This is a genomic window from Rhodoferax saidenbachensis (genome assembly GCF_031457975.1).
GTDB classification, from domain to species: domain Bacteria; phylum Pseudomonadota; class Gammaproteobacteria; order Burkholderiales; family Burkholderiaceae_C; genus Allorhodoferax; species Allorhodoferax saidenbachensis_A.
The window spans coordinates 335286-358589 of the sequence record NZ_JAVDXO010000003.1; the positions used below are offsets into that span (position 1 = coordinate 335286).

The window sequence follows — 23304 nt, forward strand, 5'->3', positions numbered from 1 at the left end:
CATGACGAATACGATCCGCGTGGTTCGTGCTGACTACGCCAACCCCGTGCATGCCGCGGCGCTGGTCATGCTGCTGGACGCCTATGCCAGCGACCCCATGGGCGGTGGCGAGGGCCTGAGTGATTTTGCCAAGGCGACCCTGGTGCCTTCGCTGGCTGCGCGCCCCCAGGCCTTCAGCGTGCTGGCGTTCGCGTTCGCGTCCGAGGACGATGCCACGCCCGTAGGCCTGATCAACTGCATCGAAGGCTTTTCCACCTTTGCCTGCAAACCGCTGGTGAATGTGCACGACGTGGCGGTGCTGCCCGGTTACCGCGGCCAGCGCATTGGCGAGAAGATGCTGGCGCTGGTGGAGCAGATAGCCGTGGAGCGCGGTGCCTGCAAGCTGACGCTGGAAGTACTGTCTGGCAACGGCGGCGCGGTCAAGCTGTACCAGCGTGTGGGCTTTGCCTATTACGAGCTGGACCCCGCCATGGGGCAGGCTGGATTTATGCAGAAGTGGCTGGCCTAGCAGCCGCAAGCCTGGTCGGGCAGATCCGGTACCCACATTACCGGGGCGAAGCCACCACCCTCGGTGCGGAAGTTGGTGGTCTGTCCGCTGTAGGTGCGTGCGGCTAGCAGTTGCACGCGTCCGGCATAGGTGTAGGCGCGCAGGTCAAACTTCAGCTCTGTGGCCGCATCGCCCACCTGCATGGCGCGCAGCGGTGGCGGCACCAGCGCCTGGGCGATGTAGTCGCCTTGCTGGATCTGCTCCCAAACTTTCTTGGTGAGCTTGTCACCGCGGTAGACCGCACGGGCGCCAAAGCCATCCAGGGGTTTGAAGAACAGGTGTTTACGTTGTTCCCACAGGGCAGGGGCGTTGTCAGCGTGCACCCGTTCACAGGCGGGGACGGTGGCTAACAAGGTTTGCTGGTCGGCGAGTGGTACGCCCAAAGCCTGTAGTGCTGCGGCTTGACCCAACGTGACCAGATGCTGTTTGTTGGCACGCAGCGCGTGGGCACGTGGATGCGGAGTCACCGCCACCACATCTTCGGTGTAGGCCTGTGCCAGCGCGGCATGGGCTGGGTCCGACAGGTCAAAGTCGGTCAGGCGGTTGTAGACCATGTCCAACGCCAGTGCGCCGCTGTAGAGCACACCGTCGCGCAGTTGCAGGTGGCTCGGGTCTGTCACTACGGCCTGTATGCCATGGCGCTGGAACAGCTCGGCAAACAGTGCGAACTCGGGCGCGAGGTATTGGCTCTGTGGCGCTTCGTCCACGATGGCAATGCTGCGCAACGGGCGAGGTGCCTGCCCGCGCGCACGGTTGAACAAGTCCCATTCGGCGTGGAACATGGCCACAAACTCGTCCTCCAGTGTGGCCATGTTGCGGTAGGCGTTCAGCGCCGGGTTCATCAACCCGCAGCACACGGCCTGTGCGCGCAGCAGCACCGCGTTGAGCATGGCGCCACCCGCATTGGTGTTGATCTCGATGAGCTGGGGGCCTTGGGGTGTGATGTGAAAGTCGTAACCCATGAAGACGCCCAATGGACCATGGTCTGCTTGTGCAATCGGGTTGGCGATGGGCAGTACCTGCTGGGTCCAGGCCGGCAGGGAGAGGGTGCGTTCCAAGGCTGCCACGGCGTTCTGGACCGCCTGCACCGTGGCTTGCGATGCAAATACCGCTGTATTGGAGAACAGGTGTGGATGGGTGCGTGCCAGCGTGCCCGCCACATCGCGCAGGCCCGCATTCCGGCCCAGTTCCCGCTGCAGTTGCGCTGTATCCAGCGTCTGGCAGCGGCAACTGTGGTTCAGTGCATCGGCCAGCGTAGTGAGGGAGGGCTCGGTAAGCAGCATGGGGTTCAGACCCGCTGTCCCTGCGCGTTGATGACCACCTCGCCATCCTCCTTGCTGAACGCGCCTTGCTGGGCATGGGGCAGGATGTCCAGCACCAACTCGGAGGGGCGGCACAGGCGCGTGCCCAGCGGGGTTTCCACAATCGGGCGGTTGATGAGGATGGGGTGGGCCAGCATGAAGTCCAGCAACTCGTCGTCGGTCCATTTCGTATTGGCCAGGTCCAGCTCGGCATAGGGCGTCCCTTTTTCACGCAGCAGTTCGCGCGGGCCGGCACCCATGGCGGTCAGCAGTTGCTGCAGGCGCGCCTTGGTGGGCGGCGTTTTCAGGTACTCGATCACTTCGGGCTCCGCGCCGCTGTTGCGGATCAGGGCCAGGGTGTTGCGCGAGGTGCCGCAGGCGGGGTTGTGCAAGATGGTGATGGTCATACAGGTACTTTCTGGGGAGAGAGGGTGTGGGCCAGGCCCGCGCCGAGCATGGCCCCCACGCATTGCGCCAACACGAAGCCGAGTGCGCTGGCCGGCGCAATGCCGGCAAAGGTGTCGCTGAACATGCGGCCCAGCACGGCGGCGGGGTTGGCGAACGAGGTGCTGGCTGTGAACCAGTAGGCCGCGCCGATGTAGCACGCCACCAGCGCAGGGGCCTTGCCGGGCGGCGCACGCAGGATGGTGAAGACCAGCCCGGCGGTGGCCACCGCTTCGGCCAGCCACTGACCGCTGCCGCCGCGCAGGTGTTGGCTCAGGTGCAGGGCCGGGAGCTCGAACATGGCATTGGCCAAGGCCGCGCCGGCGATGGCGCCGAGCAACTGGGATGCTATTAAAAGAATAGCTGCTTGCGCAGTGTTCTCGGGGGCTAGCTGCCGTTTTGACCACATAAGCAGCGTGACCAGCGGGTTGAAGTGCGCGCCGCTGACCGGGCCAAGGGTTTCAATCAACACGTACAGCGCAAACACCGTGGCTAGGGTGTTGGCCAGCAGCGCCACGCCGTCGTTGCCACCGCTGATGCGCTGGGCCATGACGCCGGAGCCAATGATGGCGCAGAGCAGGGCGGCGGTGCCTATGAACTCTGCGAGCAACCGCTGGCGAAGGGGTGGGGTAGATACGGAAGTGGTCATGGTGCTCAGCAGCATGTGCCTGTCGTGGCGTCGGTTAGCTCGCAGCTCTCGCCTTGGCAGCAGTGCATGGTCATATAGGCCAGCAGGCCGTTCATCTGTGCAAAGTTGGCGCGGTAGATGAGATTGCGCCCACGTTGCTCAATGTCCACCAGGCCGGAATGGGCCAGCTCCTTGAGGTGGAAGGACAGGGCGCTGGGGGCGCTCTCCAGCTGCTGGGCCAGGGTGCCGGGGGTCAGGCCTTCGGGGCCTGCCACCACCAGGGCCTTGAAGGCACGCAGGCGCTGGGCCTGGGCCAGGGCGGTCAGGGCCTTGAGGGCTTGGGGTTCATCAAAGGCGATGGTGTTCATGTTTCAATAATACTTGAAATATTGAATCAATCTGCACAACCAAGTGTTACGTCATAAAAGCTTCATGCAACTGCCATGTGTGGGTCACAGACGCTCTTCACACTTCCCGGTCAGTGCAATCACGCTCAAGGAAGGGGACAAGAATGCCAACAACATCCGCCATCGCCGTGCCAACACTGGCCACACCCACGCTGCACCCCCTCGCGGTGCAAACGACAAGCCCTTTGCAGACCGCGCCCGCGCGCGGTGGCATCGAAGTGTTCTGGGCCAAGCACCAGGACGAAGTGCGCGCCGCCCAGCGCTTACGCTTTGATGTGTTTGCCGGCGAATTGGGCGCCCGCCTGAATACCCCGATTGCCGGCCACGATGTGGACCTGTTTGACAACTACTGCGAGCACTTGATCGTGCGCGACCAGGCCAGCGGCCAGGTGGTCGGCACCTACCGCGTGCTCACGCCCACCCAGGCCAAGCGCGTGGGCAGCTTCTACAGCGATACCGAATTCGACCTGACCCGCCTGCGCAGCCTGCGCGAGCGCATGGTGGAACTGGGCCGCAGCTGTGTGCACCCCGACCACCGCCACGGCGGCGTCATCATGGCGCTGTGGGGCGCGCTGGCCGAATTCATGGTGCGCAACCAGCTCGACACCATGATTGGCTGCGCCAGCATTCCCATGCTGCACAACGGCGTGGTCGGCGGCGACGTGGCGGCCAGCATCTGGCGCCAGGTGGAAGCCACGCACCTGGCCCCCATCGAATACCACGTGCGGCCCCGTCTGCCGCTGCCCATCGATCAGCTGGACAGCACGCTGGACGTGGAGCCGCCTGCACTTATCAAGGGCTACCTGCGCCTGGGGGCCAAGGTGCTGGGCGCGCCAGCCTGGGACCCGGACTTCAATTCGGCGGATTTGCCGATGCTCATGCGCATCGCCGATTTGCCCTCCCGCTACCGCAAGCACTTTCTGGGGGCCTGATGCGCACCGCCTTCGACGCTCTGGGAGCCAACTGGCAGGGTTTGGCGCCAGGCGCCGAAGCCGATGACGACGAGGTGGGCCAGCGCCGCTACCGCGCGGTGTTTGTGTCCGACATCCACCTGGGCACCGCCGGTTGCCAGGCCAAGCCTCTGCTGGACTTTCTGAAGCACCACCCCAGCGATCACCTGTACCTGGTGGGCGACATTGTGGACGGCTGGCAGCTGCGCCGCCGCTGGTTTTGGCCGCAGGCGCACAACGATGTGGTGCAAAAACTGCTGCGCCGCGCACGCAAGGGCTGCCGCGTGGTCTTCATCCCCGGCAACCACGACGAGTTTGCCCGTGCTTTTGTAGGCCACCAGTTCGGCGGCATCGAGGTGTACGAAGACACGGTGCACACCACCGCCGATGGCCGCACGCTGTGGGTCACACACGGCGACTACTTCGACGGCGTGATCCAGTGCGCCAAGTGGCTGGCCTACCTGGGTGACAACGCCTACGAGTTCACGCTCAAGCTCAACCGCTACCTCAACACCCTGCGCGCGCGCATTGGCCTGCCGTACTGGTCGCTCTCGGCCTACCTCAAGCAGAAGGTCAAGAAGGCGCTGAATTATGTGACCGACTTTGAGAGAGCCGTGGCCCACGAGGCACGCCGCCGCGGACACGATGGCGTGGTCTGCGGCCACATCCACCATGCCGAAATGCGCACTATCGACGGCACGCTGTACTGCAACGATGGCGACTGGGTGGAAAGCCGCACCGCGCTGGTGGAGCACCTGGACGGTCAGCTCGAACTCATTTACTGGGCAGGATCGCCCACCCCACCGGCCACCGCGGTGGCCACCCCCGCACTGCAGGAAACCCACGCATGAAGCTCGCCCTGATTACCGACGCATGGCAACCCCAGGTCAACGGGGTGGTCACCACTCTGGTGGAACTGGTGCGCGAACTCGAAGGCCTGGGCCATGTGGTGGAGGTGATCCACCCCGGCCTGTTCCCCACACGCCCATGCCCGGGCTACGCGGGTATAGACCTGGCCGTGCGCCCCGCCAAGGCCCTGGCGCAGATGCTGGATGCCTGCGCGCCCGACGCCATCCACCTGGCCACCGAGGGGCCGCTGGGCTGGGCCGCACGCAGCTACTGCCGCAAGCACAAGCTGGCCTTCACCACCGCGTACCACACGCGGTTCCCCGAGATATTGCAGGCAGCGCTCAAGATTCCGCTGTGGATGGGCTATGCGCTGTTCCGCCATTTCCACAAGCCTTCATCGGGCGTGATGGTGCCAACGCCCAGCGTGCTGCGCATGCTGGATGCCAAGGGCTTTCGCAACCTGCGCAGCTGGACGCATGGCGTGGACATGCAGTTGTTCCAGTACCAGGAGGTGCCCAAGGTGTACCCCGCACTCGGTGTGCTGGCGCGCCCCGTGTCGCTGTTTGTGGGCCGGGTGTCGTACGAAAAAAACATCGCAGCCTTTTTGGATATGGACGTTCCCGGCACCAAGGTGGTGTGCGGCGTAGGCCCGCTGGAAGCCAGCCTGCGCGAGCGCTACCCCCATGTGCGCTGGCTGGGCGTACTGCCGCGTGACGAGCTGGCCAAGGTCTATGCTGCGGCTGATGTGTTTGTCATGCCTAGCCGCTCGGAAACCTTTGGCCTGGTGATGCTGGAGGCCATGGCCTGCGGCACGCCGGTGGCGGCCTACCCGGTGGAGGGGCCCAACGAGGTGGTGGGTACACCCGCGCAGGGCGGGGTGCTGGACGATGACCTGACCGCGGCCTGGTACGCCGCGCTGGCCGTGCCGCGCCATGAGGCGCGCACGCGGGCGCTGCACTTCAGCTGGGCCTATGCTTCACTGTTGTTTGCGGGTCATTTGGTGCCCACGCACACCGCACGGACGCTGCCCCAGCCCGTGGCGCAAGATGTCACACAACTGTCATCTAGGGCGTAAACAATCGTTCACCGTTGTGTCACAAATGGATGCCGTTCATGCAGTCTTTCCCCCGCAAGCCTCTCGCGCTGGTGCAATCCGCGCCCCCCGCACTGCTGGACCGTGACCACAGCATCCTGGCGTTCAACGAGCGGGTGCTGGACTGGGCGGTGCGTGACGATGTGCCATTGTTGGAGCGGCTGCGCTATCTCTGCATCGTCTCCAGCAATCTGGATGAATTTTTTGAGGTGCGGGCTGAGCCCCACCTGAGCGCCTTCCAGGCCAATGATCGCAAAGGACAGTACTCGGTTGATACCTTCGACCGGTTGGCCGATGCCCTGCACCAACTGGTGGCGCGCCAGTACGCGCTGTACAACGAAAAACTGATGCCGGGGCTGGAGGCGCAGGGTTTGCGCATCCTCTCGCATGGCGAGCGCAATGCAGCGCAGCGCGCCTGGGTGAAGCAGTACTTCGAGCGCGAGGTACGCCCACTGCTGATCCCCGTGGGGCTGGACCCCTCGCACCCGTTTCCCCAGGTGGCCAACAAATCGCTGAACTTCATCGTGCGGCTGAGTGGCAAGGATGCCTTTGGGCGTGAGAACGAAATCGCGATCGTGAAAGTGCCGCGCGTGCTGCCGCGCCTGATCCGCATGCCCGAGAAGCTGGTGGGCAACAAGGCCTGGTTCGTGTCGCTGTCCAGCGTCATTCGGGCGCACCTAGACGAGTTGTTCCCTGGGCGCGTGGTGGGTCAGTTTTCGCAGTTCCGCGTGACGCGTCACTCTGACCTGGCGGTGGACGAAGACGATGTGCAAAACCTGCGTACTGCCTTGCGCCAGGGCCTGGTGCACCGCCACTACGGCCAGGCCGTGCGGCTGGAGGTGTCAGCCGGTTGCTCCGAACACCTGGCGGACTTTTTGCTCAAGCAGTTTGCGCTGCCCGCCAAGGCGCTGTACCGCGTGCACGGTCCGGTGAACCTGGTGCGTCTGACGCAGCTGATCGACCTGGCGAACCGCCCTGACCTGTGCTTTGCGCCGTACCGCGCGGCCTACCCGGTGCAGATCCAATCGAGCCATTCCATCTTTGACCAGCTCAAGCAGCGCGATATCCTGATTCACCAGCCGTTCGAGAGCTTTGACGGCGTGTTGACGTTCTTGCGCGAAGCCGTGAACGACCCACAGGTGCTGGCCATCAAGCAGACCATTTATCGCACGGGGGCGGACTCCGAATTGATGGACTTGCTGCGTGAAGCGGTGCGTCGCGGCAAGGAAGTGACCGTGGTAGTGGAGCTGAAGGCCCGCTTCGACGAAGAGGCCAATATCAACTGGGCCGAGATGCTCGAGTCCATCGGTGCCCAGGTGGTGTACGGCGTGGTGGGTCTCAAGACCCACGCCAAGATGATGCTGATCACACGGCGCGAGGGCAAGTCGCTCAAGCGCTATGGACACCTGTCTACCGGCAACTACAACCCGCGCACCGCCAAGCTGTATACCGACGTGAGCCACCTCACGGCGGACGTGGCGCTCACCACGGACATGGAGCATGTGTTTGTGCACTTGGCCAGTCAGAGTAAGCTGCCGCGCTTGTCCAAGCTGTGGCTGGCGCCGTTTTATTTGCACCGCAAACTGATTGCCAAGATTGACGCTCTGGGTGAAGTCGCGGCGCGCGGCGTGGAGACGCGCATCGTGGTGAAGATGAATTCGCTGACCGATGAGGCGCTGATCCGCAGCCTGATGACCGCGGGCAGTCGGGGCGTGAAGATTGATTTGATCGTGCGCGGCGCCTGCATGCTGCCGGCCCAGGTGCCGGGCTACACCGACAACATCCGCGTGCGCTCCGTGATCGGGCGTTTTTTGGAGCACTCACGCGTGTTTTATTTCCGTCAGGGCGAGGTGGAAGACCTCTACCTGTCCAGCGCCGACTGGATGAACCGCAACATGGTGCGGCGGGTAGAGCTGGCCTGGCCGGTGACGGACCCTGTGCAGCGCCAGCGCATTGTGGATGAGTGCCTGGTGGCCTATCTGCATGATGGCGTGGATGCCTGGGACCTGGGGGGCGACGGGGTGTACCGCCGGCAAGAGGCATGCGCCGATGTGCCAGCCCACGGTGCACAAGCGGCGCTGATGGGCCGCTACGCGCGCAATGACAAAGGATAAAAAAGGGAGTGACTGCGATGGATCTGATTTTGTGGCGGCACGCAGAGGCCATTGATCTGGAGCTGGTGGGGGACGACATGGTGCGCACCCTCACCGCCAAAGGCGAGAAGCAGGCGACCCGCATGGCGGGTTGGCTGGACCGCCAGTTGCCGGACGGTGCCAAGATATGGGCGAGCCCGGCCTTGCGCACCGAGCAGACGGCCCAGGCACTGGGCCGCAAGTTCAAGACCCATGCGGCGTTGGCGCCGCTGTCCACCGTCGATGATTTACTGGACCTGGTGCACTGGCCACATGCCAAGGGCTGTGTGCTGGTAGTGGGCCACCAGCCCACCCTGGGTAACACCATTGCGCGCCTGCTGGGGTTGGCCGAGGCGGACTGCGCCGTAAAAAAAGGCGCTATCTGGTGGCTGCGCTACCGCGAACGCGAGGGCATTGCCCAGACCATGGTGGTCACGGTGCAATCCCCCGAGGTGCTCTAGGCCAGATCTGTCTCAGGCCTTCTTTGCCTTGGCAGGGCGGCCGGTCTTCAGGCTGGGCACGGCTTGCAGCGCGGCCTTGAACGCGGTGTCTGACAACGCCGCCAGTACTTTGATGCCAGCGCGAATCAGCTCGGTCTTTTTGGCGGGTGTGCCTTGCTTGGCAGCGCGCAGCTTCAGCACGGTCAGCACGTCGTATTCGGGCTTGGGAATGGTGATGCTGTCACGAACCATCTTGGGCTTCTTCACCTTTGCCACGGGAGCTGCCACCGGTTTAGCCACCGGCTTCTTGGCAACGACTTTCACGGGCTTGGCGGGTTTTGCAGCGGCGGCCTTGGGCGCAGGCTTTTGCACGGCGGCAACAGACTTTTTGGCCGCAACGGCTTTCGCTTTTGCCGGGGTTTTTGCAGCGGGCTTGGTCACGGCCTTGGCGGGTGCTTTGGTAGTGGTTTTTGCCACTGTCTTGGCTGGAGCTTTGGCACTTGTTTTTGCGGGGGCTTGGGTCTCTGCGCCGGTGGCATTGTCTGCAGTCGTCACGTGGTTTCCTTTGAAAAAATAAACGGTATATACAGTTTATATCGTTTGTAATTTTTCACAAAATCGCATGACACAGTTTTGTCACGGAGTTGTCACGTCGACTCCCTAGACTGCCCCTCTAGTCGTTTTGGAACCCATGCCATGCCAACATCAACCTTGCGTTTGGTGGCCGCCCGCTCCGTGGTGAAGGGCGAATCTGGCCCGCTGGAAAAAGTGCTGAGAGAGGGGACTTTGTATCCCGTGTTCCAGCCCATTGTGAATCTGGCAGATGCGTCCATCTACGCGCATGAGGCCTTGATCCGCGGCCCTGCGGGCACGCCTTTGCATACCCCCGACAACCTGCTGCGGGCTGCTGCGCTGGAGAACCTGGGCTACGAATTTGAGTGCGCCTGTGTCATGGCCGCGCTGCGCAACTGGGGCCAGATGCGCGGGGTGGGGCGGTTGTTTGTGAACATCAGCGCCAATGCGCTGACCCGCATTGTTGAGCTTCAGGGGCGCGACGGGCTGCTGCGCTGGATCCAGGAGATGCGCGTGGTGCCGCGCATGCTGGTGCTGGAGATCACGGAGCACGAGCGTGTGGACAATATGGACCGCCTGGCCGAGGTGGTGAACGATATCCGCTCTGCGGGTGTGTCGCTGGCACTGGACGATTTTGGGGATGGCCGCTCTAGCCTGCGCCTCTGGTCCCAACTCAAACCCGAGGTGGTGAAGATCGACAAGTACTTCACGCGCAACATCAGCGAGCATGGCGACAAGCTCAAGACCATCCAGGCGCTGCAGCAGATTGCCACCATCTTTGGCAGCTCCCTGGTGGCCGAGGGTATAGAGACCGCCGAAGACCTGCGCGTGCTGCGCGACCTGGGGCTGGAGTACGGCCAGGGCTACTTTCTGGGCCACCCGGACCGCACTCCGCTGAAGTACCTGGGGGTAGACCCGCAACGTGTGCTCAATGAGCGCCAGGTGGCGGTATTCCCCGAGCTCAGTCGGGCGTCGCAGGGCGGGCATTTGCGTAGCCTGTCGCTCATGCGCGCGCCCACCGTGACGCCTGTAACCAACAACGACGCGCTGGCCGAACTGTTTCTGGAGCATCCCACGCTGCATGCCGTGGCACTGTTGGATGGTGACAGCCCGATAGGCATCATCAACCGCGCGCAGTTCATGAACGAATACACCAAGCTCTATTACCGCGAGGTCTGGGGCCGCAAGTCCTGCGCCGTGCATGCCAACCGCGAACCGCGCCTGATCGAGCGTGAGCACTGTGTGGACGAATTGGTGGGCATATTGACTTCGCAAGATCAGCGCTATTTGTCTGACGGTTTTATCGCCATCGAGAACGGCCGTTATGTGGGCTTGGGCACGGGCGACCAACTGGTGCGTTCGGTGACCGAGACCCGCATCGAAGCAGCCCGCCATGCCAATCCGCTGACCTTTTTGCCCGGCAACATCCCCATCAGCCAGCACATCGAGCGGCTGCTAAAAAAAGAAGTGCACTTTGTCGCCTGCTATGCAGACCTGAACAACTTCAAACCCTTCAACGACTACTACGGCTACTGGCGCGGTGACGAGATGATTCGCCTGCTGGCACGCATTGCCATGGAGCAGTGCGACCCCCAGCGCGACTTTCTGGGCCACGTGGGCGGTGATGATTTCATCCTGCTGTTCCAGAGCCCGGACTGGCAACAGCGCTGCGAGCGCCTGGTGCAGGAGTTTGCCGAGCGCGCGCAGGCCATGTTTGACGAGCAAGCCCGGGCGCAGGGCGGCATTCAGGCCGAAGACCGCCACGGCGTGATGCGTTTCTTCCCTTGCACCACGCTGTCGATAGGCGCGGTGGCGATCGACGGCAGCCGATATACCCGCGCCGAGGATGTGGCCAACCTGGCGGCCCTGGCCAAGCACGATGCCAAACAGGCCGGTGTGGGTTTGTGGGAACGCCACGTGTCTGGTGAACCACTACTCCGCTGAATTACAAGTTTTGGTTTGGCCGAGCTGTCGCCGGGCGATGCCAGAAAATGAGTGTGAATTGACACTATGGGCCAGGTGCCGTCGCTGCCCAATGTCTGCTTCAGCCCGCCGCCTCGTAGCGGGTCATGAACGCGCGCACGGCCTCGCGCAGTAGGGCCTTGCCTTCGTGCTGCCATATTCGAGACGCCGGCTTCCGCCGCGATGGCGTCCACGTTGGCTCGCGACCTCAGGCCGCATTGTGGAGCCTACGCGCCGTAGGCCGCCATGAAAACCCGCACGGCCTCCCGCAGAAGAGCCTTGTCTTCCCGGGAATCCGGCATCTCGAGCTTCAGCAGTCCGCGAATGTGTCCGGAGCCCAGGAACATCGACAGGAACAGGTCCGCTGCCTGAAGCGGGTTCCGCACCTTCAGCGTACCCGCCGAGTGGGCACGGCGCAGGTATGCAGCAAGCTCGCCGTTCGCCCGTTCCGGGCCTTCCTGGTAGAACGCACGGCAGGCTTCCGGCTGCGCTCCCGCGACGCCGTAGACAGCGCGCATCGCGCCTAGGGCATCCCCGCGCGCCAGCGCAAGAAACCGGGTGCCGACCGCCAGCAGCGCCTTCTCCGGCTGGTCCGGGTCCAGCGCCCCTGCGCCCGGAACTCCAGTCACCACCGGTGCTGTCCTATCACGCACGACCGCCTGGAACAGTCCCTCCTTGGAGCCGAAGTTGTTGTACACGGTCATCTTGGACACACCGGCGTCCGCAGCGATGGCATCCACGCTGGCACGCTCCAGGCCATGCTCGTTGAAGTGCCTTTGCGCGGCTTCCAGGATGCGCCGGACGCGCTCGGGATCGCGTGGCCGCCCGCGTTGGGGCTTGGAAGCGGTAGCTGGGGGAAGGGTCATGGGCAGATTTAGTGGATTTGGCAGTTCACTATAGGTTACGCACATTATTGGACTTTTGGTCCAATAACTGACGGTGATGCGTGGATATTAATTGGACTTGACAGTCTATTATATATGCTGCATATTACTGTACTTGTAGTCCAATAAATAATTACCCAGCCCCCTCCCTTCATCCACAACAAGGAGCCCATCACCATGAATGACGTCATCATCATCGGCGGCAGCTTTGCCGGCCTCGCCGCCGCCCTGCAACTCGGCCGTGCCCGCCGCAAAGTCACTGTTCTCGATACCGGCCTGCCGCGCAATCGCTTCGCTGGCCACTCGCACGGCCTGCTCGGCCACGATCACAAGCCACCACTGGACATCCTGGCCGAAGCGCGGAAGCAGCTGACGCGTTATTCCACGGTCAACCTGGTCAATGCCCGGGCCGACAGCGTCTCCGGCGCCATCGACAATTTCTCCGTCCTCACTGCCGATGGCAAAAGCCTCGCGGCGCGCCGCCTGATCCTGAGCTATGGCATTGCCGACCAGATGCCTGATGTTCCGGGTTTTGCCGAAAGCTGGGGCACGTCCATCGTGCCCTGCCCCTATTGCGACGGCTTTGAAGTTGCCGGCCAGCATTGGGGCCTCGTCTGGTCCGGCCCGCAATCGCACAATCAGGCCAGGCTGTTCCTCGATTGGACCGAAAAATTGACTGTCTTCGCCGATGGCCACGACGTTGCGCCCGATATCCGGGCCGATCTGGCTGGCCGCAACATCCCTGTGGTCGATGGACGGATCGTGGAGATCGCCCATCACAAGGGCCATATCACCACCGTCAATCTCGATACCGGCCGCAATATCGCGGTCGACATCCTGTTCGCCCATCCGCGCAACAAACCGTCCGCAAGCCTGCATGCATCACTGGGCCTGGCCACGGTCGATACGCCCACCGGCATCGTTCTCAAGGTCGACGAGCGCCGCCAGACCAGCATGCCCGGCATCTACGCCGCCGGCGACCTTACGACGCCCTTCTTGCCCTCGGTCACCCAGGCATCCTCGCAGGGCGCGATGGCGGGCATCTTCGCCCAGCAGTCGATGCTGGTTTGAGAAGACACACATGGAGTTCGAACACGTCACCTTCGACCTGCCGCACGGCAGCTTTCACGCGCTGCAGGGGGGTGATCCCCATGGTCGGCCGACACTTGTCTTGCACGGCTTCCCGGACCATCCGCCGACCGCAAAGCCCTTTCTTGCCGAGCTCGGTCGCCGTGGACGTCGCGTCGTCGCCCCCTGGCTTCGCGGTTACGCCCCGTCCCCAACTGCGGGGCCGTTCGACATGGCGGCCCTCACCGGCGACGTGCTCGCGCTTATCGACCGCTGGTCTCCCGGGCGAGCCGTAGAGTTGATTGGCCACGACTGGGGCGGTGCGATCACATACGATGTCTGCGTCACCGCGCCGGAGCGGATCGAACGCGCAGTCACGCTGGCATTTCCCCACCCATTGACGTTTCTGAGCCAGCCGCGCCTCGCTCAGCTACGCCGGAGCTGGTACATGGGGCTCTTCCAGCTGCCGGGAAGCGGCTGGATCGCCAGCGCCCGAGATCTCGCCCTCATCGACCACCTATGGCGTCAGTGGTCGCCCGGCCTCTCGCTCGATCCAGCTCTCCAGGCGGAGCTACACGAGACCCTGCGGGCGAGCATGCCTGCGCCCTTGCGCTACTACCGAGGGCTGCTGCGGCCCGGCATGCTTGGGGCGATGCGCCGCCTGTCTCAGCCGATCGCGGTGCCCCTGCTGCAGCTCCACGGTGCAGACGACGGCTGCATCCTCCCCCAGCAGGTCGACGACCGACATCGGTTCGCCGGCCCACACGCGCTGGAGGTCGTCCCCGACGTCGGTCACTTCCTGCACATCGAGGCCCCCGAGGCGATCGCGGAACGGATCGCGGCATGGGGCCGAGTAGCGTCATTTCCCCCTGCCTCGATAAAAGGGTAGCTAGTTAAGAACGAATCAGAACAAGGAGATAGCATGACAGAGCAAAATGCCTATCAGACCGCCGACTGGAATGGCCAAAGCGGGGAGCGCTGGGTCGCCAACCAGGCCCGGCTCGACGCCATGGTGGCGGTGTTCGGCCAAGCCGCGATCGAAGCCGTCGCGCCCGCGACGGGCGAGCGCGTGCTGGACGTCGGCTGCGGCGCGGGCGCGTCGAGTTTGGCTCTGGCCGCCCGCGTTGGCCCGGGGGGCCAAGTGCTGGGAGTGGACATATCCGAAGCGCTGATCGACCGAGCGCGCGCGCTTGCACCACAGGATACGCCGGCCCTGTTCCGGGTGGCCGACGCCAGCAGCGCCGAGCTGCCCGAGGGCGCGTTCGACATCCTGTTTTCGCGTTTCGGGGTGATGTTCTTCGACGATCCGACAGGGGCGTTCGCCCACTTGCGACGCGCGCTCCGGCCGGGCGGGCGGGTCGCTTTCGTCTGCTGGCGCGGCGTGGCCGAGAACGATTGGGTGCGCCTGCCGATTGGCGCGCTCAAGAGCATCGTCCCATTGACCGCGCTGCCCGATCCCGAAGCGCCCGGCCCATTTTCGTTCGGCGACCGGGGACGAGTGGCGCGCATCCTGACAGCAGCGGGCTTCACCGATATCGCTATCGCGCCCTTCGATGCTTCCGTCCCGTTCGGCGAGGGCGGGACGCGGGACGCTGCGATCGACGATGCGGTGAAGATGGCGCTCGAGGTCGGCCCGCTGTCGCGCGCGCTCGCTGATCAGCCCGACGACATCCGCGCCCGCGCCTCGGCCGCGGTTCGTGCCGTCTTCGCGGGCCTCCCCGGCGAGTGTTCGGTGATGATCGACGGCGCAGCGTGGATCGTCATGGCACGCAATCCGATCAGACCTGCCTCCTTACACAAATGATCCTCCTCACTCCACATCCTCTACACAAAGGAACTGCCATGTCGAATTCCAAAGTTATCCTCATCACCGGCGTGTCGTCAGGCATCGGGCACGCCGCCGCCACAAAGTTTGCCGAACAAGGCTGCCGGGTCTTCGGCACCGTGCGCAACACGGCAAAGGCCCAAGCCATACCTGGCGTCACGCTCATTGAGATGGACATACGCGACGATGTTTCCGTTGATCGAGGCATACAGACCATCATCGCGCAGGCCAAGCGCATCGATGTGCTGGTCAACAATGCGGGTGTGACCCTGCTGGGCGCGACTGAAGAAACCTCGATTGCCGAAGCTAAAGAGCTGTTCGAAACCAACCTTTTTGGCCTCTTGCGCGTGATCAAGGCCGTGCTGCCGCACATGCGTCAGCAGCGTTCCGGTCGCATCGTCAATGTCAGCTCGGTGGTGGGCTTTCTATGTTCGCCGTACATGGCCTTGTATGCGGCCTCCAAATACGCTGTTGAAGGGCTGTCCGAGTCACTGGATCATGAAGTCCGCCAATTCGGCATCCGCGTGTCGCTGGTCGAGCCCTCCTTCACCAAAACCAACCTTGATCTCAACGCGCCCCAGACCGCTGCCAGAATCCCGGACTACAGCAAAGAGCTTGCCATCGTCGCCAAAGCCTTCCAGAACAACGTGCAAAAGGCGCCCACGCCTGAAGGCGTTGTGGCGACGATGGTCAGCGCGGCACTTGGTCCGTGGAAGATGCGCCACACGCCCAAAGGCGAAGCGTCCCTTCTGGCCAAGCTGCGCCGCTTCATGCCCGCCGGGCTGGTTGAGAAGGGTCTGAGAAAAACGTTCGGGCTTGCCTGAATCGACTACCGCCATCTAGCCTGCCGCCCAGACTCCTAGAACGCCATGGCCTTCTAGAACAGCCAGACTATCGTGCCCTAGTCCCACGCTTTGAGCGACTCACATTTGAATGCAAGGGATGGTTACTTAAGAACAAATCAGAGCGAGGATATATATGGCAGAGCAAGACGCCGATCTGGCCGCGAGCTGGAATGGCCAAAGCGGGGAGCGCTGGGTCGCTAACCAAGCCCGGCTCGACGCAGTGGTGGCAGCGTTTGGCCGGGCCGCGATCGAAGCCGCTGCGCCCGCGAAGGGCGAGCGCGTGGTGGACGTTGGCTGCGGCGCGGCCGAGAACGATTGGGTGCGCCTGCCAATGGGCGTGATCAAGGGCATCCTTCCGCCGAGCGCCGCCCGATCCCGAAGCGTCCGGCCCATTTTCGTTCGGCGACCCGGGGCGGGTGTCGCGCATTCTGACGGCGGCTGGCTTCACCGATATAGCTATTGCGCCCTTCGATGCTTCCGTCCCGTTCGGAAAGGGCGAGACACGGGATGCTGCGATCGACGACGCAGGATGGCGCTAGAAGTCGGCCTGCTGTCGCGTGCTGTCTTCGCGGGCGTCCCCGGCGAGCGGTCAGTGATGATCAACGGCGCGGCGTGGATCGTCATGGCACGCAATCCGGCAAGCTGACTGTGCCATTTGCCAGAAACTTCACCATGGATCTCTTTCAATCAATGCGTGTCTTCCAGTGCGTGGTGGATGAAGGCGGCTTTGCCGCAGCCGCACGAAAGATGGAGCTCACGCCGGCCGTTGTTACCCGTCAAATCCAGGACCTTGAGCAATCGCTTGGCGTTCGACTGCTGCATCGCACGACGCGGAAGATGTCGCTCACCCAGGCCGGCGAGGGCTACCTGTCGCGGCTGCGCCTGATCCTGCTGGAAATCGAGGAGACGGCATATCAAGCCGCGTTGGCAGGCGCGGGCCTCACCTTGCTGCCCGAGCTTGCATTGACCGCCCGCCCGCATGGCGGACAGCTGCATCGCGTGCTTGCACCATGGGTCAGCGTGGAGGACTGAAGCTCGTTGCCACCATGCCCAGAAGGCGGTTTCTGCCGCTGCGCACACGCGCCTTCCTCGAATTTTTCGTCCAGCACGTCCAAAAGGTGGCAGCGATGGGTGGGGCGGATCAGGGTCCGTCGCCCTAAGGCGCGTGCATCCCCCAGCTTTCATTCACCGATCAGGAGAAGACAATGGGAACGCTTGGCAAGTGGTTGGGAGTGTCAAGAGCTGACCTGCTGACAGATTTTGCCCCCGACATTCATCGGCTAACCCCAGCAAAGTAGCCAGCGCTACTGGAACGATGGTCAACGGAGTTCAGCCTACGCGTTGACCGAGCCAGAGGGCTTACAGCCCGCTGATCTCCAGGCTCCAGGGCGTCTTTTGCCAGGCCTGGGTTTCTTCGCGCAGCAGGTGGGCCGATTGGGGGAAGGCCGCGGCCCAGCCAGGGCGGCACACCAATTCCAGCTGGCGGCTTTTCGCATTGGCCCGGCGCAGCGCCATGCCTTGCAGATCGGGCGCACGGCGCGCGTGGCACAGGATGACGGCCAGGCGCAGACATAGCAGCTGCAACACCAAATCGTCCTGACCCAATGACGATTCCAGTTTGCGCAGCTTGCCGCGGTGTCCCAGCACCAGCAGGCTCAGGCGGTGCATTTCCGACAGCGAAAAGCCCACCGCGTCGGCGTTGTCCAGGATGTAGGCGCCGTGCTTGTGGTAATCGCTGTGGGAGATATGGCTGCCGATCTCGTGCAGCATGGCAGCCCATTGCAGCTTGCGCAGCTGACTACCCACGTCTGACTCTTCGTCTTTCGCCTGGGCATCGGAAATACCCAAGGCTTGTTGCAGCAGCAGTGTGGCGACTTTGCCCACACGCTCGCCGTGGACCGTGTCCACGCTGAATTTGTGGGCCAGGCGTTCCACGCTTTTGACGCGCATGTCGCCAAATTGCTGGGTGGCGCCCAGCAGGTCGCAGATCAGGCCGTGGCGCAATCCGCCTGCGGCGTGCTGCATCTCAGTGATGCCCAGCAGGCTGAAGACGGCGCGCATCACGCTCACGCCGCCGCCAATGATGGCGCGGCGGTCCTCACGCATGCCGGGCATGCGTAGGCGGTCGGCGCTTTGGGCGGCAATCAGACGTTCCAGCAGCCAATCCAGCCCGTCTTGGGTGACCACGCCCGCTGGCCAACCGGCGGCCACCAGTACGTCGCCAATGGCGCCCACGGTGCCGGCCGAGCCGTAGGCCGTGTCCCAGCGGTCGCGCGGATAGGCGTCCAGTGCCTCGTCGAGCACAGCCTTGGCGGCAATCTCAGCCATCTCAAAAGACTTCTTGCTGAAACCACCATCGGGGAAATAGCGCTTGGACCAGGCGATGCTGCCCACGCGAAACGATTCCATCACCGTGGGCGTGAGGCCCGTGCCCAAAATCAGCTCGGTCGAGCGGCCACCAATGTCGATGACCAGGCGGCGCTCGTCGGAGGCGGGCAGCATTTGGGCCACGCCCTGGTAGATCAGGCGGGCCTCTTCACGGCCTGAAATGACGTCGATGGGGAAGCCGAGCACGGCGTTGGCGCGCTCGAGAAAGGCGTCACGGTTGCGGGCCTCGCGCAGGGTCTGTGTGGCCACGGCGCGCACCTCGTGCGGCTTGAAGCCGGCCAGCCGTTCGCCAAAGCGGGCCAGGCATTCCCAGCCGGCCTCCATGGCGGCGGGGGTCAGGTTGCGGTCTTCGTCCAAACCGCCGCCTTGGCGCACGGTCTCTTTGAGGTATTCGGTGCGAAGAAACTCACCGTGGTCTACCCGCCCAATTTCCAGGCGAAAGCTGTTGGAGCCCAAGTCCACAGCGGCCAGGCGGTTTCCGTTTTGCATCGACGTTGCCAAAGGTAAAAAATGTGAAAAGCGTGGCGGAGCATAGCACCGGCGTTGTCCACCGGGGGGCTTGGCGTCAGCCCACCAGCCGTCCGTCTGCGGCCACCATGCTTTGGGTCACGAAGGCGCTGTTTTTACGCTTGTTGTCGGGATTGATGCGAAAGCCACCCAGGTCCATAGGGGTGCGCCGGGCAAACGCCTGCAGGGCGCTGGCACGGTTCAGCGGGCCTTCCACGGCCTGCAGCACCTCTTGTGCGTAGCGGGCAGAGATATAGCCAGCCAGGCTTTGCGGCGTAGGCGGTTCGTCGTACAGGCGGGTGAGTGTCTCGCGGTAGCTGCGCACAATGGGCTGGTTGCCATTGACCAGGGGCACGGCCTGGGTGGCAATCACTGGGGTGAAGCGCGAGACGCCCAGTTGTTGCAAAGCCTGCAGATTGACGTCGGACATGGCCACGATATAGCGCTGGGCGGCCTGTTTTTCGATGCCCTGGGCAAACTGCACCAGCTCGGGCGTGCCGCCCAGAAAAATCAGGATGCGCGGGCTCTGGGCATTCAGGGTTCCAGCCAGGGCCTGCAGACCGTTGGACGGGTAGTAGGTTTTCAGGCGCATGCCCAGGCCACTGGCCACCTGCTCCAGGTCGTCGCGGTAGCTGGCGTACTCGGCTTGCGAGCCAAATACGGCACCGATCTCCGATACGCCCATGACGGACAGTGATTTCACCGCGTGGGCGATTTGCTCTTGCCGCGTGGCAAAGATGCCAAAGGTACTGTCCTGGTTGTCCGCACCGGCGTTGTGCAACCAGGGCGCCACGTGGGCAATGTCGGGCGCCTCGCGGCGCAGCAGGGTGGCGAGCTGGCTGGCCGCCCGGTCGCCGGCGGTGCCGACCACGGCCACGCAATCGGTCAGGTTCTTGAGGGCGTCCACTGCGGAACGTACCGAACTGGCGCTGCCGTCCACCTCCAGCACCAGGTGGCGCACAGCCTTGCCGCGCAGGCCACCGCGGGCATTGGTGTCTTGCCACGCTGCGCGGGCACCGACCAGAAAGTCTCGGGATACGTCGATTTGGCTGGCCGAGGTGTCCACCACCTGCAGCACCGTGGGGCCGGGCGTGCCCGCCTTGGGGCCCTGGGCCCAGGCGGGCCAGGCGCATGCAGCGGCCCCCAGGGGCAGGGCGCGCAGCAGGCGGCGGCGGGTGAGCAGGGGGGTGGAGGTGTCCAGCGATGGGTTCATGGGTATTTTTTGCTATTGAATCAGGAGCTGCTTGCGCATATTCCATAAGGGCTAGAAGGCTATTTGATGCATAAACCTCAGCCGGACGGGTGTGCAGCAGGCAAGCGTGCAGCGTAAAAAGTTTTTATGACGACTTTGTGACGCCAGTTTGAAAAATGAATGACAAATGCCAAAAATGCAGTGCGGGCGCTCGGCGCTATTGATGTCACATGCTTGTCATAAAAGCTTCTTAAAGTTCAGCCGTTCCTAGTTCCTTAACCAACTGACTGAAGGTCATCCATGAAAAACTTGTTCCAACGCGCAGCCTTGGCAACCGCCATGACGGCCATGCTGGGCTTTGCAACGGGCGCTTCGGCGCAGGAAATTACCGGTGCGGGCGCAACTTTTCCCGCGCCCATCTATGCCAAATGGGCGTCTGACTACAACAAGGCCACCGGTGTGAAGGTGAACTACCAGTCCATCGGCTCCGGCGGCGGCATCAAGCAAATCGACTCCAAGACCGTGGATTTCGGCGCTTCCGACATGCCCCTGACCGACGACGTGCTCAAGACCAAGGGCCAAGTGCAGTTCCCCACCGTGATCGGTGGCGTGGTTCCTGTGATCAACGTCAAGGGCATAGAACCCGGCCAACTGAAACTCAACGGCCAAGTGCTGGGCGACATCTACCTGGGCAAGATTGCCAAGTGGAACGACCCCGCCCTGAAGGCGCTGAACCCCACGCTGCCCCTGCCTGACGCAGCTATCGCCCAAGTGCGCCGCGCCGATGGTTCCGGCACCACCTTCATCTTCACCAACTACCTGAGCAAGGTAAATGCTGAATGGAAGGCCAAAGTGGGCGAGGGTACAGCCGTGAACTGGCCCGTGGGCGCCGGTGGCAAGGGCAACGAAGGCGTGGCCGCTTTCGTATCCCGCCTGCCCAACTCCATGGGTTATGTGGAGTACTCCTACGTCAAGCAAAACAAGCTGAACTACGCCGTGATGCAAAACGCTGCCGGTAACTTCGTAAAGCCTGAAGACGACACCTTCAAGGCTGCTGCTGCTGGTGCTGACTGGAACAAGTCCTTCTACCAAATCCTGACGAACCAGGCTGGCAAGGATTCGTGGCCCATCACCGGCGCCACCTACATCCTGATGCACGCCAAGCAGGACAAGCCCGCCAACGGTACCGAAGCCCTGAAGTTCTTCAACTGGGCCTACGCCAACGGCGAAAAAACAGCGGCTGACCTGGACTACGTGCCCATGCCTGCATCGGTGATTGCACTGATCCAGAAGTCCTGGGGCGAGATCAAGGACGGCGCTGGCAAGGCCGTTGCCTACAAGTAAAAGCGCGTTGACACGGACCTGATGGAGAACCTCCCCATGTCATCTACACTCGTGCATGGGGATTCCCCGTCCAGCCCGACTGCTACTTTTTCTTCGCGTGCCATGACCCAACCACCGCCTGTGAAACGTGCCCGTTCGGGCCCCATGGCAGACCGCATTTTTGGCTGGATGGCCAAGGGTGCGGCCCTGCTGACACTGGCCCTGCTGCTGGCGATCCTGACCTCGCTGACCATCAGCGCCTGGCCAGCCATCAGCAAATACGGCCTGAGCTTTCTGACCCGGACCGTCTGGGATCCGGTGCAGGAGGACTTCGGTGGTCTGGTCATGATTTACGGCACGCTGGCGACCTCGTTGATCGCCTTGTTGATTGCGGTGCCTGTGAGCTTTGGCATCGCCCTGTTCCTGACCGAGCTGTCGCCCACCTGGCTCAAGCGCCCGCTGGGTACTGCCATCGAACTGCTGGCTGCCGTGCCCTCCATCGTCTACGGCATGTGGGGTCTCTTGGTGTTCGGCCCGGTGCTGGCCACCTATGTGCAGCAGCCCCTGCAGGCGCTGCTGACCGGTGTGCCCTACCTGGGTGCCTTTGTGTCGGGCCCACCCGTAGGTATCGGCATCTTGTCGGCCGGCATCATCCTGGCCATCATGATCATCCCGTTCATCTCGGCGGTGATGCGCGATGTGTTTGAAGTCACGCCCCCGCTGCTCAAAGAGTCGGCCTACGGTCTGGGTGCTACCACCTGGGAGGTGGTCTACAAGGTCGTGCTGCCTTACACCAAGACGGGTGTCATCGGCGGCATCATGCTGGGCCTGGGCCGCGCCATTGGCGAGACCATGGCTGTGACCTTTGTGATCGGTAACTTCAACCAACTGGACTCGCTCAGTGTGTTCCAGGCCGCCAACAGCATCACCTCGGCCCTGGCCAACGAATTTGCCGAGGCCGCCGAAGGCCTGCACCAGGCCGCGCTGATGTACCTGGGGTTGGTGCTGTTCTTCATCACCTTTGTGATCCTCTCTCTTTCCAAACTGCTGTTGTCGCGTCTGCGCAAGGCAGAAGGCGTTAAAACATGAGTACCGCACTGCACCAAGTACGCGCCGCACGCTTTGCCCAGCGCAAGCGGGTCAACGTGGTTGCCACCACACTGGCCATGGCCGCTATGGCCTTTGGCCTAGTCTGGCTGTTCTGGATCCTGTGGGAAACCTTCCGCTTGGGCATTGGCGGCATGACGTTCGCCACGCTGACGCAGATGACACCGCCGCCCAACGAGGTGGGCGGCTTGGCCAATGCCATCTACGGCTCCTTTTTGATGGTGATGCTGGCCACCTTTGTGGGCACACCGATTGGCATCATGGCCGGTATCTACCTGGCCGAGTTCGACAGCAAGAGCTGGCTGGCATCCCTGGTGCGCTTTGTGAACGACATCTTGTTGTCGGCACCATCCATCATCGTGGGCCTGTTTGTCTACGCCGTGGTGGTGTCGCGCTTCAAGTCTTTCTCGGGCTATGCCGGCGTCATGGCACTGTCGTTGATCGTGATTCCGGTGGTCATCCGCACCACCGAGAACATGCTGCAGTTGGTTCCCTCCGGCCTGCGCGAAGCGGCGTATGCCCTGGGCGCGCCCAAGTGGAAGGTGATTCTGAGCATCACCCTCAAGTCGGCCCGTGCTGGCGTGATCACGGGTGTGTTGCTGGCCGTGGCCCGTATTGCGGGTGAGACTGCACCACTGTTGTTCACCGCGCTGAGCAACCAGTTCTGGACGTCCAGCTTGAGCGAACCCATGGCCAGCCTGCCGGTCACCATCTTCAAATTCGCCATGAGCCCTTATGAAAACTGGCAGCAACTGGCTTGGGCCGGTGTGTTCCTGATCACCATGGCTGTGTTGGGCCTGAACATATTGGCCCGCGTGTTGACCCGTACCAAGGCCTGA

General features: G+C 63.1%; 23 protein-coding genes and 1 pseudogene. 16 read left to right on the forward strand and 8 right to left on the reverse strand.

Annotated features, from left to right (window positions below; all coding sequences use genetic code 11):
• The first annotated feature begins 1 nt into the window (after window position 1).
• On the forward strand, window positions 2-508 hold the full coding sequence (locus tag J2X15_RS09585) for a GNAT family N-acetyltransferase (RefSeq protein ID WP_310341972.1): 507 nt from the start codon (window positions 2-4) through the stop codon (window positions 506-508).
• Here the strand turns inward: J2X15_RS09585 and J2X15_RS09590 are convergent.
• From J2X15_RS09590 to J2X15_RS09605, 4 genes are read right to left on the reverse strand one after another with little or no spacing between them, the layout of a single operon-like run.
• A complete protein-coding gene (locus J2X15_RS09590; RefSeq protein WP_310341974.1) occupies window positions 505-1830 on the reverse strand; it encodes an ATP-grasp domain-containing protein in 1326 nt (441 codons plus the stop codon). The two genes, J2X15_RS09585 and J2X15_RS09590, sit on opposite strands and share 4 nt — an antisense overlap.
• 5 nt (window positions 1831-1835) lie before the next feature.
• Window positions 1836-2255 carry an arsenate reductase (glutaredoxin) gene (arsC, locus tag J2X15_RS09595; RefSeq protein WP_310341977.1) on the reverse strand — a complete coding sequence of 140 codons (420 nt, stop codon included), beginning with the start codon at window positions 2253-2255 and terminating at the stop codon, window positions 1836-1838.
• A complete protein-coding gene (locus J2X15_RS09600; protein ID WP_310341981.1) occupies window positions 2252-2941 on the reverse strand; it encodes an MIP/aquaporin family protein in 690 nt (229 codons plus the stop codon). Before J2X15_RS09600 ends, arsC begins: the two co-directional genes overlap by 4 nt.
• Window positions 2942-2946: 5 nt before the next feature.
• Complete coding sequence (locus tag J2X15_RS09605; RefSeq protein WP_310341984.1) at window positions 2947-3288, reverse strand: ArsR/SmtB family transcription factor; 342 nt, start codon at window positions 3286-3288, stop codon at window positions 2947-2949.
• Between the two features lie 143 nt (window positions 3289-3431).
• On the opposite strand from J2X15_RS09605, the gene J2X15_RS09610 reads away from it, so the two are divergent.
• From J2X15_RS09610 to J2X15_RS09630, 5 genes are read left to right on the forward strand one after another with little or no spacing between them, the layout of a single operon-like run.
• Complete coding sequence (locus J2X15_RS09610) at window positions 3432-4259, forward strand: GNAT family N-acetyltransferase (protein WP_310341987.1); 828 nt, start codon at window positions 3432-3434, stop codon at window positions 4257-4259.
• The gene (locus J2X15_RS09615; protein WP_310341990.1) at window positions 4259-5128 is read left to right on the forward strand and encodes a UDP-2,3-diacylglucosamine diphosphatase; all 870 of its coding nucleotides are present in this window, start codon (window positions 4259-4261) and stop codon (window positions 5126-5128) included. Before J2X15_RS09610 ends, J2X15_RS09615 begins: the two co-directional genes overlap by 1 nt.
• Window positions 5125-6201, forward strand: coding sequence for a glycosyltransferase family 4 protein (locus tag J2X15_RS09620; RefSeq protein ID WP_310341993.1), 1077 nt, complete (start codon window positions 5125-5127; stop codon window positions 6199-6201). Before J2X15_RS09615 ends, J2X15_RS09620 begins: the two co-directional genes overlap by 4 nt.
• 38 nt (window positions 6202-6239) lie before the next feature.
• Window positions 6240-8333 carry a polyphosphate kinase 1 gene (gene ppk1, locus J2X15_RS09625; RefSeq protein ID WP_310341996.1) on the forward strand — a complete coding sequence of 698 codons (2094 nt, stop codon included), beginning with the start codon at window positions 6240-6242 and terminating at the stop codon, window positions 8331-8333.
• A 17-nt stretch (window positions 8334-8350) separates the two neighbouring features.
• A complete protein-coding gene (locus J2X15_RS09630) occupies window positions 8351-8812 on the forward strand; it encodes a SixA phosphatase family protein (RefSeq protein WP_310341999.1) in 462 nt (153 codons plus the stop codon).
• Between the two features lie 12 nt (window positions 8813-8824).
• Here the strand turns inward: J2X15_RS09630 and J2X15_RS09635 are convergent, their stop codons facing one another.
• Complete coding sequence (locus J2X15_RS09635; RefSeq protein WP_310342002.1) at window positions 8825-9346, reverse strand: hypothetical protein; 522 nt, start codon at window positions 9344-9346, stop codon at window positions 8825-8827.
• Between the two features lie 141 nt (window positions 9347-9487).
• Between J2X15_RS09635 and J2X15_RS09640 the strand changes: the two genes are divergently transcribed.
• Window positions 9488-11308 carry an EAL domain-containing protein gene (locus J2X15_RS09640; RefSeq protein ID WP_310342004.1) on the forward strand — a complete coding sequence of 607 codons (1821 nt, stop codon included), beginning with the start codon at window positions 9488-9490 and terminating at the stop codon, window positions 11306-11308.
• A gap of 245 nt (window positions 11309-11553) precedes the next feature.
• On the opposite strand, the gene J2X15_RS09645 is transcribed toward J2X15_RS09640, so the two are convergent.
• Window positions 11554-12192: a TetR/AcrR family transcriptional regulator gene (locus tag J2X15_RS09645; RefSeq protein ID WP_310342007.1), complete on the reverse strand. Its 639-nt coding sequence runs from the start codon at window positions 12190-12192 to the stop codon at window positions 11554-11556.
• Window positions 12193-12387: 195 nt separating this feature from the next.
• Here J2X15_RS09645 and J2X15_RS09650 point away from each other — a divergent pair, with 195 nt between their 5' ends.
• The 6 genes and pseudogenes from J2X15_RS09650 to J2X15_RS09675 all read left to right on the forward strand — a co-directional run bounded on the left by J2X15_RS09650 (window position 12388) and on the right by J2X15_RS09675 (window position 16980).
• Window positions 12388-13281 (forward strand): NAD(P)/FAD-dependent oxidoreductase, encoded by an 894-nt coding sequence (locus J2X15_RS09650; protein WP_310342008.1) that lies wholly within the window; start codon window positions 12388-12390, stop codon window positions 13279-13281.
• Window positions 13282-13291: 10 nt separating this feature from the next.
• Window positions 13292-14167, forward strand: coding sequence for an alpha/beta fold hydrolase (locus tag J2X15_RS09655; protein WP_310342011.1), 876 nt, complete (start codon window positions 13292-13294; stop codon window positions 14165-14167).
• Between the two features lie 33 nt (window positions 14168-14200).
• Entirely contained in the window at window positions 14201-15082 is an 882-nt protein-coding gene (locus J2X15_RS09660) for a class I SAM-dependent methyltransferase (protein ID WP_310342014.1), read from the forward strand.
• Window positions 15083-15120: 38 nt separating this feature from the next.
• Entirely contained in the window at window positions 15121-15927 is an 807-nt protein-coding gene (locus J2X15_RS09665) for an oxidoreductase (protein ID WP_310342016.1), read from the forward strand.
• A gap of 154 nt (window positions 15928-16081) precedes the next feature.
• A pseudogene (locus J2X15_RS09670) lies at window positions 16082-16594 on the forward strand (hypothetical protein).
• Between the two features lie 26 nt (window positions 16595-16620).
• Window positions 16621-16980: a LysR family transcriptional regulator gene (locus J2X15_RS09675; protein ID WP_310342018.1), complete on the forward strand. Its 360-nt coding sequence runs from the start codon at window positions 16621-16623 to the stop codon at window positions 16978-16980.
• 327 nt (window positions 16981-17307) lie between these two features.
• On the opposite strand, the gene J2X15_RS09680 is transcribed toward J2X15_RS09675, so the two are convergent.
• On the reverse strand, window positions 17308-18825 hold the full coding sequence (locus J2X15_RS09680; protein ID WP_310342021.1) for a Ppx/GppA phosphatase family protein: 1518 nt from the start codon (window positions 18823-18825) through the stop codon (window positions 17308-17310).
• 76 nt (window positions 18826-18901) lie between these two features.
• The gene (locus J2X15_RS09685) at window positions 18902-20056 is read right to left on the reverse strand and encodes an ABC transporter substrate-binding protein (RefSeq protein WP_310342024.1); all 1155 of its coding nucleotides are present in this window, start codon (window positions 20054-20056) and stop codon (window positions 18902-18904) included.
• A gap of 279 nt (window positions 20057-20335) precedes the next feature.
• Here J2X15_RS09685 and pstS point away from each other — a divergent pair, with 279 nt between their 5' ends.
• The 3 genes from pstS to pstA all read left to right on the forward strand — a co-directional run bounded on the left by pstS (window position 20336) and on the right by pstA (window position 23304).
• Entirely contained in the window at window positions 20336-21379 is a 1044-nt protein-coding gene (gene pstS, locus J2X15_RS09690; protein WP_310342027.1) for a phosphate ABC transporter substrate-binding protein PstS, read from the forward strand.
• Window positions 21380-21481: 102 nt separating this feature from the next.
• Window positions 21482-22447 carry a phosphate ABC transporter permease subunit PstC gene (gene pstC, locus J2X15_RS09695; RefSeq protein ID WP_310342129.1) on the forward strand — a complete coding sequence of 322 codons (966 nt, stop codon included), beginning with the start codon at window positions 21482-21484 and terminating at the stop codon, window positions 22445-22447.
• A complete protein-coding gene (pstA, locus tag J2X15_RS09700; protein ID WP_310342029.1) occupies window positions 22444-23304 on the forward strand; it encodes a phosphate ABC transporter permease PstA in 861 nt (286 codons plus the stop codon). The genes pstC and pstA overlap by 4 nt, the downstream gene beginning before the upstream one ends.

Bases quoted from the DNA above. Each gene is read 5' to 3' on its own strand.
- J2X15_RS09585 (WP_310341972.1), top strand. From the start codon at position 2: ATGACGAATACGATCCGCGTGGTTCGTGCTGACTACGCCAACCCCGTG.
- J2X15_RS09590 (WP_310341974.1), bottom strand. From the start codon at position 1,830: ATGCTGCTTACCGAGCCCTCCCTCACTACGCTGGCCGATGCACTGAAC.
- arsC (WP_310341977.1), bottom strand. From the start codon at position 2,255: ATGACCATCACCATCTTGCACAACCCCGCCTGCGGCACCTCGCGCAAC.
- J2X15_RS09600 (WP_310341981.1), bottom strand. From the start codon at position 2,941: ATGACCACTTCCGTATCTACCCCACCCCTTCGCCAGCGGTTGCTCGCA.
- J2X15_RS09605 (WP_310341984.1), bottom strand. From the start codon at position 3,288: ATGAACACCATCGCCTTTGATGAACCCCAAGCCCTCAAGGCCCTGACC.
- J2X15_RS09610 (WP_310341987.1), top strand. From the start codon at position 3,432: ATGCCAACAACATCCGCCATCGCCGTGCCAACACTGGCCACACCCACG.
- J2X15_RS09615 (WP_310341990.1), top strand. From the start codon at position 4,259: ATGCGCACCGCCTTCGACGCTCTGGGAGCCAACTGGCAGGGTTTGGCG.
- J2X15_RS09620 (WP_310341993.1), top strand. From the start codon at position 5,125: ATGAAGCTCGCCCTGATTACCGACGCATGGCAACCCCAGGTCAACGGG.
- ppk1 (WP_310341996.1), top strand. From the start codon at position 6,240: ATGCAGTCTTTCCCCCGCAAGCCTCTCGCGCTGGTGCAATCCGCGCCC.
- J2X15_RS09630 (WP_310341999.1), top strand. From the start codon at position 8,351: ATGGATCTGATTTTGTGGCGGCACGCAGAGGCCATTGATCTGGAGCTG.
- J2X15_RS09640 (WP_310342004.1), top strand. From the start codon at position 9,488: ATGCCAACATCAACCTTGCGTTTGGTGGCCGCCCGCTCCGTGGTGAAG.
- J2X15_RS09645 (WP_310342007.1), bottom strand. From the start codon at position 12,192: ATGACCCTTCCCCCAGCTACCGCTTCCAAGCCCCAACGCGGGCGGCCA.
- J2X15_RS09650 (WP_310342008.1), top strand. From the start codon at position 12,388: ATGAATGACGTCATCATCATCGGCGGCAGCTTTGCCGGCCTCGCCGCC.
- J2X15_RS09655 (WP_310342011.1), top strand. From the start codon at position 13,292: ATGGAGTTCGAACACGTCACCTTCGACCTGCCGCACGGCAGCTTTCAC.
- J2X15_RS09660 (WP_310342014.1), top strand. From the start codon at position 14,201: ATGACAGAGCAAAATGCCTATCAGACCGCCGACTGGAATGGCCAAAGC.
- J2X15_RS09665 (WP_310342016.1), top strand. From the start codon at position 15,121: ATGTCGAATTCCAAAGTTATCCTCATCACCGGCGTGTCGTCAGGCATC.
- J2X15_RS09675 (WP_310342018.1), top strand. From the start codon at position 16,621: ATGGATCTCTTTCAATCAATGCGTGTCTTCCAGTGCGTGGTGGATGAA.
- J2X15_RS09680 (WP_310342021.1), bottom strand. From the start codon at position 18,825: ATGCAAAACGGAAACCGCCTGGCCGCTGTGGACTTGGGCTCCAACAGC.
- J2X15_RS09685 (WP_310342024.1), bottom strand. From the start codon at position 20,056: ATGAACCCATCGCTGGACACCTCCACCCCCCTGCTCACCCGCCGCCGC.
- pstS (WP_310342027.1), top strand. From the start codon at position 20,336: ATGAAAAACTTGTTCCAACGCGCAGCCTTGGCAACCGCCATGACGGCC.
- pstC (WP_310342129.1), top strand. From the start codon at position 21,482: ATGACCCAACCACCGCCTGTGAAACGTGCCCGTTCGGGCCCCATGGCA.
- pstA (WP_310342029.1), top strand. From the start codon at position 22,444: ATGAGTACCGCACTGCACCAAGTACGCGCCGCACGCTTTGCCCAGCGC.